General features: G+C 61.0%; 10 protein-coding genes and 2 pseudogenes. All 12 read left to right on the top strand.

Going from position 1 to position 12,858, the window contains the following annotated elements; all coding sequences use genetic code 11:
- Nucleotides 1–50: 50 nt before the first annotated feature.
- The 12 genes and pseudogenes from ACZK45_RS13145 (at nucleotide 51) to ACZK45_RS13090 (ending at nucleotide 12,855) form a co-directional block, all read left to right on the top strand.
- On the top strand, nucleotides 51–2,489 hold the full coding sequence (locus ACZK45_RS13145; RefSeq protein WP_032129524.1) for a VirB4 family type IV secretion/conjugal transfer ATPase: 2,439 nt from the start codon (nucleotides 51–53) through the stop codon (nucleotides 2,487–2,489).
- 59 nt (nucleotides 2,490–2,548) lie between these two features.
- Nucleotides 2,549–3,346 (top strand): hypothetical protein, encoded by a 798-nt coding sequence (locus tag ACZK45_RS13140; RefSeq protein ID WP_049398226.1) that lies wholly within the window; start codon nucleotides 2,549–2,551, stop codon nucleotides 3,344–3,346.
- Between the two features lie 79 nt (nucleotides 3,347–3,425).
- Nucleotides 3,426–4,586 carry a TrbL/VirB6 family protein gene (locus ACZK45_RS13135; protein WP_253144252.1) on the top strand — a complete coding sequence of 387 codons (1,161 nt, stop codon included), beginning with the start codon at nucleotides 3,426–3,428 and terminating at the stop codon, nucleotides 4,584–4,586.
- Between the two features lie 9 nt (nucleotides 4,587–4,595).
- On the top strand, nucleotides 4,596–5,132 hold the full coding sequence (locus ACZK45_RS13130; protein ID WP_253144250.1) for a DUF4189 domain-containing protein: 537 nt from the start codon (nucleotides 4,596–4,598) through the stop codon (nucleotides 5,130–5,132).
- A gap of 44 nt (nucleotides 5,133–5,176) precedes the next feature.
- Nucleotides 5,177–5,941, top strand: a pseudogene (locus ACZK45_RS13125) (type IV secretion system protein); the annotation flags it as partial.
- 58 nt (nucleotides 5,942–5,999) lie between these two features.
- A complete protein-coding gene (locus tag ACZK45_RS13120) occupies nucleotides 6,000–6,512 on the top strand; it encodes a DUF4189 domain-containing protein (protein ID WP_182266333.1) in 513 nt (170 codons plus the stop codon).
- A gap of 596 nt (nucleotides 6,513–7,108) precedes the next feature.
- Nucleotides 7,109–7,624: a DUF4189 domain-containing protein gene (locus ACZK45_RS13115; protein ID WP_263010118.1), complete on the top strand. Its 516-nt coding sequence runs from the start codon at nucleotides 7,109–7,111 to the stop codon at nucleotides 7,622–7,624.
- A gap of 719 nt (nucleotides 7,625–8,343) precedes the next feature.
- Nucleotides 8,344–8,859 carry a DUF4189 domain-containing protein gene (locus ACZK45_RS13110; RefSeq protein ID WP_164080294.1) on the top strand — a complete coding sequence of 172 codons (516 nt, stop codon included), beginning with the start codon at nucleotides 8,344–8,346 and terminating at the stop codon, nucleotides 8,857–8,859.
- A gap of 493 nt (nucleotides 8,860–9,352) precedes the next feature.
- A pseudogene (locus tag ACZK45_RS13105) lies at nucleotides 9,353–9,490 on the top strand (TrbL/VirB6 family protein); the annotation flags it as partial.
- 397 nt (nucleotides 9,491–9,887) lie between these two features.
- The gene (locus ACZK45_RS13100; RefSeq protein ID WP_032129521.1) at nucleotides 9,888–10,424 is read left to right on the top strand and encodes a hypothetical protein; all 537 of its coding nucleotides are present in this window, start codon (nucleotides 9,888–9,890) and stop codon (nucleotides 10,422–10,424) included.
- 57 nt (nucleotides 10,425–10,481) lie between these two features.
- Nucleotides 10,482–11,489 (top strand): XVIPCD domain-containing protein, encoded by a 1,008-nt coding sequence (locus ACZK45_RS13095; protein WP_182266331.1) that lies wholly within the window; start codon nucleotides 10,482–10,484, stop codon nucleotides 11,487–11,489.
- A 97-nt stretch (nucleotides 11,490–11,586) separates the two neighbouring features.
- The gene (locus ACZK45_RS13090; protein ID WP_478444800.1) at nucleotides 11,587–12,855 is read left to right on the top strand and encodes a hypothetical protein; all 1,269 of its coding nucleotides are present in this window, start codon (nucleotides 11,587–11,589) and stop codon (nucleotides 12,853–12,855) included.
- Nucleotides 12,856–12,858 lie beyond the last annotated feature (3 nt).

The following is a 12,858-nucleotide window of genomic DNA, read 5'->3' as shown; positions in this document are numbered from 1 at the left end:
CCGCCAGGTCTCTTGAAACTTCTTGGCAGTACCTCTTTGGAAGCAGTCGTATGTTCAGCCCTGACACCTCCATCAGTGAGTTCATCCCGTTGTCGTCGCATGTCGCCCCGAACGTGGTCAAGACCACGGGCGGCGACTACCTGCTGACCTGGCATCTGGAAGGGCTGCCGTTTGTCGGCCGAGAGGAGTGGGAGCTCGAGCATCGCCACAATACGTTCAACCGTCTGCTGCAGACGTTGCGCGCGCCTGACTTTGTCAACGTAGCCTTCTGGGTGCACGACATCCGTCGCCGTCGCACGTTGAAGGGCAAGAGCAACTACAGGCAGCGCTTCAACCAGGACGTTTCCGACCAGTACATGGGCATGCTGTCCTCGCAGCGCATCATGCAGAACGAGCTGTACCTGACCATGATCTATCGCCCGGTGGTGGCGGGCAAACGCTTCGTCGAAAAGTCGGCGAACGTGGAGAAGCTGCGCGCCGAGCAGGAGCAGGCGGTAGAGAAGTTGATGGAACTGGCCGGCAACGTCGAGGCCGTGATCCGCGACTACGCGCCGTATCGCCTGGGTATGTACGAAGCCAAGAATGGCGTGGTGTTCTCGGAAACGCTGGAGCTGTTCGGTTACCTGATCAATCGCATCGACGAGCCGGTGCCGGTGCTGTCGGCACCGATCAAGGATTACCTGCCGGTCAGTCGCCACATGTTCTCGGCCAAGACGGGCGATTTTGCGATCAATACTCCCAACGGTGCCAATCACTACGGCGCCATTCTGAACATCAAGGAGTATGCCGAGGGGACTTACCCGGGCATCCTCAACGGCCTGAAGTACCTCGACTACGAATACGTCATCACCCATTCGTTCAGCCCGATGGGGCGCCAGGACGCGCTGAAGGTGCTCGACCGTACCAAGGGCATGATGATCTCCTCCGGCGACAAGGCGGTCAGCCAGATCGTCGAGCTCGACCAGGCCATGGATCAGCTGTCGTCGGGCAACTTCGTGCTGGGTGAGTATCACTTCATCATGGCGGTCTACGGCGACACCCAGGCCAAGCTTTCGCAGAACGTCGCCTCGACCCGCGCCGAGCTTTCCAATGCCGGTTTCGTATCGACCAAGGAAGACCTGGCCGTTACTTCGTCCTTCTATTCGCAGCTGCCGGGCAACTGGCGCTACCGCACTCGACTGGCCAACGTCAGCTCGCTGAACTTCCTGGGTCTGTCGCCGCTGCACAACTTCGCCACCGGTAAGCAGCACAACAACCCGTGGGGCGACTGCGTCACCACGCTGCAGACCACCAATGGCCAGCCGTACTACTTCAATTTCCATGCGACCCATCCCTCGGAGAATTCGCTGGGTGAGAAGGCGATCGCCAATACCATGGTGATCGGCAAGTCCGGTACCGGTAAAACCGCGCTGATCAACTTCCTGCTCAGCCAGGTGCAGAAGTACGAGCCGTCGCCGACCATCTTCTTCTTCGACAAGGACCGCGGCGCGGAGATCTTCGTGCGCGCCTGCGGTGGCAACTATCTGGCCCTGGAGAACGGCGCACCGACCGGCTTCAACCCGTTCCAGTGCGAGAACAACGAAGCCAACCTGCAGTTCCTGGCTGACCTGATCAAGGTGCTGGCCGGCAAGCGCGAGTACAGCGCCCGTGAGGAAGAGGATATCTACCGCGCGGTGGAGAGCATGCTCGATACGCCGATGCACCTGCGCAGCATGACCAACTTCCAGAAGAGCCTGCCCAATATGGGCGACGATGGCCTCTACGCGCGCATGCGCCGCTGGACCTCGGGCAACTCGCTGGGCTGGGTGTTCGATAATCCGATCGATACCGTTGACCTGAGCAAGGCCAACATCATCGGCTTCGACTACACCGACATCATCGACAATCCTGAAGTGCGCGTGCCGGTGATCAATTACCTGCTGCACCGCCTGGAGTCGCTGATCGACGGTCGTCCGCTGATCTATGTGATGGACGAATTCTGGAAGATCCTGGACGGCGAAGGTGGCCTGAAGGAGTTCGCGAAGAACAAGCAGAAGACCATCCGTAAGCAGAACGGTCTCGGCATCTTCGCTACGCAGAGCCCGGAAGATGCGCTGAAGAGCGATATCTCCGCCGCCCTGATCGAGCAGACCGCTACCCTGATCCTGCTGCCGAACCCGAATGCCAGCAAGAGCGACTACATGGACGGCCTGAAGCTGACCGAGGCCGAGTTCAGGGTGGTGACTGCACTGGACGAGCGCTCGCGCTGCTTCCTGGTCAAGCAGGGCCATGCCTCCAGCGTGTGCCAGCTCAACCTGCGCGGCATGGACGACATCCTGTCGGTGATCTCGGCTTCGACCGACAACATCGATGTCATGCATCGGGTCCTGCAGACGGCCGCGGTCCGCAATCGCGTCACTGTAGACGAGCTCAGCCCGGAGCAGTGGCTGGAAGATTTCTACAAGAACCGGAAGGGATCGGGAAAGGAACCCCGGTCCGACGCGGCCTGATGGCCGTGCGAGCAGGAGACAGGCAAGTGGACGTCAATCAGAACAACAGGAGTTTTCCCATGAACAACGTCAAGCGTCGGGCCAGCGCCCGCAAGGTACTCAAGCCGATGGCCAAGGTGCTCGGCGTTGCCTTGGCCCTCTCAGCGACCAATGCGGGCGCCATCGGCCCGGTGCAGGAAACGGGTCCTGCGCTGTGGCAGCACATCCTCAATCAGATCAATACGTACCAGGCCCGTTTCCAGGAGAAGTACCAGTTCGTCAAGGAGAACACCCAGTGGGCACGGGACTGGGCGCAGACGATCAAGGAGTACCAGGAGACGATGGTCCAGATCCAGGGCATCGTGAATTCCTTCGGGTTGCCGGATTCCGCCCCGCTGACGCCGGTGCCACCCAATTATCTGGTTGCCGAGACCTGCGGAATCGGCACCGACCTGAAGACTCTCGCGACCCGGGTCGTTTTCAATTTCAAGGGCGATTGGAAAGATCAGCAGCAACAGATCTGCGTGAACATCCGGATGATGCAGAACCGCAAGTACAACGATGCGGTGGACTTCATGCTCAAGACGATGCCGTCGTTCTTCGATAGCCTCGATGCAATCGAGAAGCAGCGAAATGTCAGCAATCTGCTCGGCAACGTCAACGCAACGCAGAACGACACGTTGCGCACCGCGAACGACATGGCAGCCAAGGCAAAGTCCTTCGAGGCACAGCAGAAGGCCTACGATGCCTACATCGAGGTGATGGAAGCCAATCAGAAGGTAGTCGCACAGGCAGCGTTGAAGGGCGACCCGATGAAGACCATTGCCAGTGATCTGGTCAAGACGGCCGCGCTGAAGGCAGCGCTGTCCATCGACTGATGCATGGAATGGAGCACCAAGGGTGCGCGCGTCAGCGTCGCCCCTCATGTGATTGCAGTATTACCAAGGGAATGTGGGTATGACGATCAGGTCGATTGCCAACTTTGATTTTTCGGGCGGATTCCAGGATCTGATGGGGCACGTCGCACGTGTCCAGTCGATTGGCGATTTCGTGTTCTTCAAGCTGATCCTGGACTACCTGCGGGACAGGATCGGCAAGTTCGGCTTCGACCTGATGGACAACATGATGGCGTGGGTGGGCGGCATCGCGCTGACCCTCATGACCTTGTGGGTGCTGATCCAGGGCTATCGAATCGTTACAGGCCGCAGCCGCGACTCGATGATGGTCCTGGTAACCAACATGGCGCGGGCAGCGTTGATTGTGGCCGTTGCCACCAGCATGGGCATGTTCGGGCGCGATCTTCATGAGTTCCTGACCGAGGACGTGAAGGGCCTGATCACCCACGTTGTCACTGGCAAGGATCAGAAGCCGGAAGAGCAGATCGACAAGAGTCTGGCTTGGATGCAGGTGGCGCTGTCCAGCATTGATGGCATCAAGATTCTGAATGACCCTGGATTGCAGGAAGACAAGACCCGGGCCATGTGGTTCATCGGCCTCGGCACCGGTGGTCCAGCGGTAACTGCGGGTTCAATGCTTCTGCTCTACGAAGTAGCAATGGCGTTGTTCATTGGATTCGGGCCATTGTTCATTCTTTGCCTTCTGTTCGACCAGACCAAGCAGTTGTTCCAGCGATGGCTGTTCTACGGCATTGGAACCATGTTCTCCATGGCGGTATTGGCAGCCATGGTCTCGATTGCGCTGGACATGGTGATTCGCGTGTCTGCGTCGTTCTGGGTGACGGCGCTGGTGAACAAGTTCCCGCTGATGGGCGCGTCCAGCGACGGCATGACCAGTCAGGCGATGCAGCAGGGCGGCATGGGATTGATCCTGACGACCCTGATTCTGACTGCGCCCCCAATGGCGGCCATGTTCTTCCAGGGCACCTTGGGTAGCTTCATGGCATATTCGCAGATAGGTGGCAGCCCGGTTGCGCAGGCGCCGGGCCCGAGCGGGCAGCCGCCGGGTAGTTATTACACGCCGGACAAGCCGTCGACGAGCGGTGGCAGTCAATCGGGTGGATCGACTTCAGTTGGGAGCAATGTCGTAGTCACTGGCAGCAACTCCACAGTTGGGTCAGGCAATTCTGATACTGGTCGTAAAGGCTTAGCTTCGAACTAGAGGCCGGAAATGAAGTCAATTCGTGTCTATTCAGGTGTAGTACTCCTGCTGGGTGTGGGAATCATTGCCTGCCAATTGCCACAGACGGCCAATGCAGAAGGTAGGTGTCCTCCTGGTCAGTATCCAATTGGCGGTCAGGGAGTCGGCGGCTGTGCTCCCATCCCAGGTGGTACCACTGGAGCAGGCCAAGCGTCGCCTGTTGCGACAGGGCGTTGGATCAAGACTTGGGGGGCCATCGCTTTAGCGAAGGGGGGCGATGTCGGCGTGGCTCTCGGTAAGCGAAAGAAGAGGGATGCGGCTTCGGAGTCCCTTGCTAATTGCGCACAGCGGGGGGCTACGGATTGCAGGGTGGTATTGGAGTTCAATAATCAATGTGCAGCATTCGTATCCCCCAGTGATGCAAGATTTGGTGGCTCCACGTTTGCGCGTGCGGCATCTGTTGATGCTGCGAGTAAGATGGCTGTGGATGCGTGCTTAAAACAGGGGAGCGATGGCTGTAAAGTGATTTATTCTGGATGCACCGAGCCTGAGTTTGATGCCTTCTGAGGTTGCGCTTATGAGTTTCTGGCTGAAAACGTAGAAATGCCTGATTAGCCGGAAAAGACCAGGCACCGGAAGAGCAGATCGACAAGAGTCTGGCTTGGATGCAGGTGGCGCTGTCCAGTATTGATGGCATCAAGATTCTGAATGACCCTGGATTGCAGGAAGACAAGACCCGGGCCATGTGGTTCATCGGCCTCGGCACCGGTGGTCCAGCGGTAACTGCGGGTTCAATGCTTCTGCGCTACGAAGTAGCAATGGCGTTGTTCATCGGATTCGGGCCGTTGTTCATTCTTTGCCTTCTGTTCGACCAGACCAAGCAGTTGTTCCAGCGATGGTTGTTCTATGGCATCGGAACCATGTTCTCGATGGCGGTGCTGGCGGCAATGGTGTCGATCGCACTGGAGATGGTGATTCGCGTGTCCGCCTCGTTCTGGGTGACAGCGCTGGTGAACAAGTTTCCGCTGATGGGCGCGTCCAGCGACGGCATGACCAGTCAGGCGATGCAGCAGGGCGGCATGGGATTGATCCTGACGACCCTGATTCTGACTGCGCCCCCAATGGCGGCCATGTTCTTCCAGGGCACCTTGGGTAGCTTCATGGCATATTCGCAGATAGGTGGCAGTGCTGGGGCTGTGTCGCCTGGTCCGAATGGCCAACCGGCAGGGAGCTATTACGCTCCTCCGAAGCCCTCTAACAGTACTGACGCTCCGACGGCGGGTCAGGATGCGGCTGCCGGGACAGCTCGCATGACCTTGCCACAGAACTCAGCGCCAACGATTCACGACACGGGCCTTCGCGGGGTGAATCGTTAACTTGATGCGTCGCCGGGAAGTTGGCGCAAATTCTTGATCTGCTGTCGAGTGGTTTCTTATGAGAATGAATAATTTTCTATTGCTGATTCTCCTGTTCCTTGCCCCACTAGTTGCATATGGGGAGGGGCGCTGCCCGCCAGGTCAGTATCCGATTGGCGGGCAGGGTGCGGGTGGCTGTGCCCCGATTCCAGCCTCTCAGGGTGAGGGGAGTTCCGGGCCGCGTGCGATAGGTAAGTGGATCAAGACCTGGGGAGCCATATCCCGATCTGTTGTGACCGGTGATGTGGGAGCTTCGGTTGGAAAGAGATCAAAGGCCGAGGCCGTCGCTGAGGCTCAGTCCCGCTGTGCGACATATGGTGCGAAAGATTGCTCTGTAGGGATAACGTATAAAAACCAGTGCGTCGCTTATGCGGATCCGGCTCCGGGCTCTAAAGGATTGATTTCAATGGCCGGTGGTCCAACGAGAGAGGCCGCTTCCACTGAGGTTCTGAAGTACTGTGCTGCTCACGGCGGTGGGCAGTGCACGATCAAGTACACGGATTGCAGTGAGCCAATCTTCCAAGAGTTCTGATTGCTCTATGGAGCTGGGTTGACACATCCGACGTCCAACACCTATCGCACTTTGGTAGAGGGATCTGAGTGGCTGGGGCCATCATGAAATGAACTCTCGAAGCTGAATTCGGGAGTTCGGTCCCATGCCCGAAGAAGTGGGCTGCGTGCGCGTCAAAAATGCTGACGCATCTGGCCCTCAATCGCAGGCGCTTTCCCGTCGATGAGGACTTTGGCGAAGAGCATTGCGGATGACGCTGCGCGGCGCAGAAGGGGGGGGCGTGGGCTTGATCCTGACGAACACTATTCTGACTATCCCCAATGGCGGCCATGTTCTTCAAGGGTACCTTGGGTAGCTTCATGGCATATTCGCAGATAGGTGGCAGCCCGGTTGCGCAGGCGCCGGGCCCTAGTGGACAGCCGCCGGGTAGTTACTACACGTCGGCCGCGCCGGAAAAGGGGCAGTCCGGCCAAGACAGTGGGGCGCATGATCGACATGCGACCGCACGTTCAACCCTTCCGTCGTCGGAATCCTCCAGGGTTGCCGAAACCGGTCTCAGAGCTGCACATCCCGGCAATCAATAGCCCCCAAGCGTACGGAGTAGAAGTGTGAAATACATGTTTCCTCTCATTCTTGTCGGCTTGCTCCTATGTTTGTTTGTGGCGGGTGAGGCGAGAGCGGAAGGGCGTTGTCCGCCAGGGCAGTACCCCATTGGTGGTCAGGGCGTAGGTGGATGCGCACCTATTCCGGGCTCCGGTACCGGTGGCGTCCAGAGCGGCCCCATTGCTACTGGGCGTTGGATCAAGACTTGGGGGGCCATTGCTGGGGCGGCAAGCACGGGCGATATGGGGGCTTCCGTTGGAAGGCGTTCCAAGCGAGAGGCTGTCTCAGAAGCGCTTGCTCGGTGCGCGACACATGGAGCGAAAGACTGCAAGATCGATACAACGTACAAGAACCAGTGCATCGCATATGCTGACCCTGAGCCGGGCAGCAAGGGAATAGTTTCTATTTCAGTCGCCGGCTCAAGAGAGGAGGCGACCAGTCGGGTTCTCTCCTACTGTGCGAAGAACGGTGGAGGGCAATGCAAGGTGTTGTACACGGATTGTGCTGAGCCAATATTTGAATCTTTCTGAGCTATGCCAGTCGAATCACAGGTGAGATTCTTGAATCGGCCTTTGCATGGGGATGGCCTGCCGAAAAGCAGGCCATCTCATTTTTCGGCGAGCTGGAGCAGCTGATCTAGTTGGTAGGGTTAGGTGTCGTCACTAATCACCTGAGTGCAGTTGTATGGGGTCGCCCTCGTCTGGGACATGGTAATTTTGGCGTCGGATTCGTTCTGAACAACGGCGCTGGTGAACACGCCAAGTTCCGTTCGACGAGCAACCTCTCCTCGAAGTAGGCTGCGTGCGCGTCAGAAATGATGACGCATCTGGCCCTCAATCGCAGGCGCTTTCCCGTCGATGAGGACTTTGGCGAAGAGCATTGCGGATGACGCTGCGCGGCGCAGAAGGGGGGGGGCGTGGGCTTGATCCTGACGGACACTATTCTGAATATCCCCAATGGCGGCCATGTTCTTCCAGGGCACCTTGGGTAGCTTCATGGCATATTCGCAGATAGGTGGCAGCCCGGTTGCGCAGGCGCCGGGCCCGAGCGGGCAGCCGCCGGGTAGTTACTACACGCCTCCGGCTCCAGAGAAGGGGAGCACCGGGCATGGAGCAAGCGGCGTGGGGCAGATGGGTAGATCAACTGGATCTCCACATGTTGCCGATAGGCCGTCGGATACAGGCCGATTTGCCAAGGCACCTATTTAGCCCGCGGAGATGCGCGTTGTCTGTGTAAGGAGAGTTGCCTGATGAGAATGATCCATTTGCTAGCGCCGTTGGTGTTCATGTTCGCCACATCGGCCCTTGAGGCTCGGGCTGAGGGGCGATGTCCTCCTGGGCAGTACCCGATCGGAGGGAAGGGAGTCGGTGGTTGCGCCCCGATTCCTGGAGGCGAAGGTGCAGCTACCAGTGGGCCCAGAGCGACGGGTAAATGGATCAAGACTTGGGGCGCAATATCATTGGCGCCGTCGGGCGCCTCTGGCTCCTCAACAGGGCGGGTACGGAAGACGGAGGCCGTTGAAGAGGCGCAGAGGAAGTGTGCTGAATCCGGCGGAGTGGGATGTAAGGTTACAATTACATATAAGAATCAATGCGTGGCCGCCGTTGTCGCCAGCTCGGGCACAGGTGGAACCACGCAGTTTGGTACCGGTGCAACGATCGAGAGTGCCACGGAGTTTGCCTCCCGCCTCTGTGCCTCGAAAGGAGGGAGCGATTGTGCTGCCGTCTACTCCGCTTGCTCTGAGCCGATCTTCGAGGAATTCTAAAAATCCAATAGCGAGTCTGTGGTCGTCCGACTGGCGTCCTGGCACAGTCCTTTATGGAAAGAATCCGGAAGATTGAATGTCAGGCAGGTCGAAATGGTGAGGTGCCCGGTAGTTGCGCGCTGGCTCGGGCGTTTGGCGTAGAGGCGAATCGGCTTCCGTAACTCGGGTGCGTGGTGGCGGAAGGATGAGTGACAGCGGATCAGATGCTGGATCTCGCATCGCCCCGGGATTGAGTGCGAGGCGGATTGGAGACCAATCCTCAATGGCAAGGGGATTGGACGTGAAAAGGCGTCGTTCCGACCTGCGGTGAGGAAATTTGGTGGCATGAAAGCACTTGGCACCAAGCGACTCGAGAGTCTGGGGTGAGAGCCTGCGGCTGAAGAAGCTGCACGCCGAGAAGTTTGATCGAGAACGACGGCATCCAGAATGCGATGCGAAAGGCGCATCTTTCTTAGGGGGGGATGCCCGTTTGCTGCGCTGTGGAAAAGGGCCGCAAGACTACCGGATAATCACCGGTCGCAGCCGCGACTCGACGATGGTCCTGGTAACCAACATGGCGCGGGCAGCGTTGATTGTGGCCGTTGCCACCAGCATGGGCATGTTCGGGCGCGATAAGCAGCGCACGCTTTCCGCGCAACCTCAGGCCGGCGGGGCTGCGGGAGGCGATGCATCCCCGGCGCCATCCACCGCGGATCTGTTTTTCGGATAAGCCACCATTCACGTTAACTGCGCTTTTTCTGTGATCAAGTGCGCTTTTCATCCCAAGCTCCCTTCGACGAGCCCCGCCTCCTCGAAGTAAGCTGCGTGCGCGTCAAAATCCCGACGCATCGGTGCCATCGAACGCAGGAGCTTTTCCGTCCATGAGGACTCTGACGACCCACGATGCGGATGTTGATTGCGACCATCGCAGACGCCGCAGGGCCGGGGCTATCATCCGCCATGGTGGACACCGGAGCCTGCAGCGCAGCGCATGGTTTCCCGGTCGTCGCGCGGGTACTGGAAAGTCAGGATTGAAGGAGTCGCAGGGGATGCAGAAGGGGAGTGGCGTACACATGGACAATGCCTTGGCGTTCGTTCCGTCCGGCGCGAACCTGCTGGAGGCGGTACGCGGCGATCTCACCGGCAACGGGATCGACGACCAGTTGCTGGTGATCGATCAACCGGCACCCGACGGCTTGGTGCCCGGCGAGCACGGTCCTAACCGGGTGTTGTTGCTGCTGCTGGGTGACGCCGCGGGCCGATGGCAGTTGGCCGCGCGCAACGACAAGCTGGTGCCGTGCTCCACCCGTGGGGGCATTGCCGGCGACCCCTTCGCGTACGTGACCATCGAGGATGGCGCGTTCAGTGTGATCACCAACGGCGGGAGCCGTGAGCGCTGGAGCAGCATCTACACGTTCCGCTACGTTCCGGCCGACGAGGCCTGTTGGGTGCATGGCGTGCAGCGCAGGGTGGTCGACACCGAGACCGAGGCCAGTCATACACGCGATTTCTCGGCGGCCGAACTTGGTCGGGTGCGGTTCGAGGATTTCGATCCGTCCGTTGTCGCCGACGTGAGCTTGCCCTGAGTGCCATGCCTGTGAGGAGGCGGGAGTACCCAACGATGATCGAGCAGGAGTTTCACCGTGTCGCAGGATAGAGAGTCGCAGTTGCTGCGGCAGGCCACGGAGGCCGGCATCACCTCGTCCCGGGAACTGGCCAACTTCATGGCGCAGGCCGGGCACGAGTCCCGTGGCCTGAGCCGGCTCAATGAAAGTTTCAACTTCACCCGGGGTATCTCGCAGATCCCGGTGGAAGCGGCGTGGCGCAATGGCAATGGCGCGCTTGAGGACGCCCGCCAGGACGCGTTGCGCGGCCGTCCGGAGAATCTGGCCGAGCTGATGTACGGCGGGCGCATGGGCAATGATGCGCCCGGCGACGCATTGAAGTATCACGGTCGCGGCTATCTGCCGCTGGTCGGCAAAGAGAATTACGAGCGTGCCGGCAAGGCGCTGGATCTGGATCTGGTGAATCAACCGGAACTGGCCGCGCAGCCTGAGCATGCGGGCCGTATTGCGGTGTGGCAGTGGCAAACGCGCGTGCCGGAGGCGGCGCGCGAGGATGTGCGCGAAGCGACGCGCGCGATCAATGGTGGCCTTAACGGCATCGAGGCCCGCCAGCAGCGATTCGATGCGTGGCAGCAGAAGCTGACGCCTGATGTGATGGCGCGGCTGGAGCGGGGCGAAGTAGGGGCGCCGGCGCAGCAGGCCACCCTGCGCGACATGTCGCAGCCGGGCGAGCCGGGACACGCCCTGTTCCAGGGGGCACGCCAGCACCTGCAGCAGATGGGGGTGCAGAGCGGACTGCGCAGTGAACAGGAACTGGACAACGCCGCCGGCGCGCTGGCGTTGAGCGCGCAGAAGGCCGGCCTGTCGCGTATCGATCATCTGCTGGCGGGCAACGACGGGCGCACGCTGTTTGCGGTGCAGGGCACGCTGGGAGATCCGGCGATGCTGCGTGCGTCCGTTGACCGGGAGCAGGCCGCCCAGCAGCCGCTGGCGCAGAGCAGCCAGCAGTTGGCTGCCAGTGTCGCCCAGCAGGACCCGGCGGCCGCGCTCGCCCGCGAGCAGGAGCAGCGTTCTCGATCCCTGTAACACCTGATGCCGGCGGGCAGGGGACCCGCCGGCGCTTTACGTACGACGCGTGGCGCCCTGTGGCGCCGACATGGAAACCCACTCGGAAGGACACCACATGCGAATCGTTCCCTCGAATGCCCGGCACGCCGCTGTCTGCTGCAATGCATCCGTGCGCCGCCTGCCGCCGCTCTGGCTTCTGTCACTTGGACTTGCCGCGGCGTCGGCTCAGGCTCAGGAGACAGCGGCGCCCGTCGTGGAGGCGCCCATCGCCGCCGAGGCGATCGTTGACGCGCCTGCAGGGATGGCACCTGTTGCAGCGCCCATGGCCACCGAAGCCGTTGTCGCGGCGCCGGCTCCCGATGTACCGGCTGCCGTGACACCTCCTGCGACACCAGTGGTGGACGCGCAGCCGGCGCCGGCTGCAGACCCGACGCATGTGCCCGTTGCACCCGCAGCGGCGGCGCCTGTCGCTGCACCGCCTGCTGTCGTCGAGCCAGCCGTCCCGGCGGTAGCTCCCGCGCCACCCGCCTTGGTCATCGCGCCGTTGCCGCCCGAGCAGGCGACCGAGCGTGCGCTTGGTGCCCGCTGCCCGGTGGATCTTGCTGGGCGGCTGGCGGCCCAGGGCGAGCTGCTGATCGGCGCCTGCCAGGGCACGATGCCGGCGCATCTGGCCGCGCTGCTGGTCGCGCTGCCCCAGCAGGACATCCACCTGCCGCGCAGCTGGCGCGAGCGTGAGGTGCAACAGAAGGTTTGGTTCAAGGCGGTGCCGGGCTACGGCCAGCGCCCGGACTTCATCGCGCGGATGGGCGACATCTGGGTGCGTTCGCTGGAAGGACGCGACGCCGACAGCACGTTCTACCTGGTGTCGGCACCGTTCACCTGCAGCGACCGGGTCGCCAACCGCGATGAGTACGGCGCGGAGCCGGTACGTGTGCCAGCGGGTGACTGCCGCGAGGCCTATGTGGCCCAGCGTGTGTACCAGGTTCGCGGGGACGCCGCGCCGAGGGATGTGACCGCCGATGCCATGCCGGCCATGCCCCAGGTGACGGAGGCCGATCGTGCGCGGCAGCTGTCGCGCGACGGCCGGATCAGCCTGGACTACAGCAAGTTGCAGTACGGCCCGGCCATGCGCTGGTTCGTGCAGTACCCGGAGGCAGCGCAGAAGGGCGGTCCGCGTGCCTACAGTGACTGGAACCGCGAGCACCTGGCCTTCGTGGTCTGGACTGGGGATCGCTTCGAGCTGCGCGAAAAGGTCGCGCGGGCGCAGTGGCCCTGTGATCCGGTAGCGCCGGGTGATCGCGCCTGTGGTGGCTTCCCGGATTCCGGGCCGGATCTGTTCGTGATCGCCAGTGCGTCCGCGCCGGTCGCGGCCTCCAGCCCCTGAGGC

Source organism: Stenotrophomonas sp. 63632_Sma, from assembly GCF_056482875.1.
Note: the sequence above shows the minus strand (reverse complement) of the source record. Positions and strands in the feature narration are given on the sequence as shown.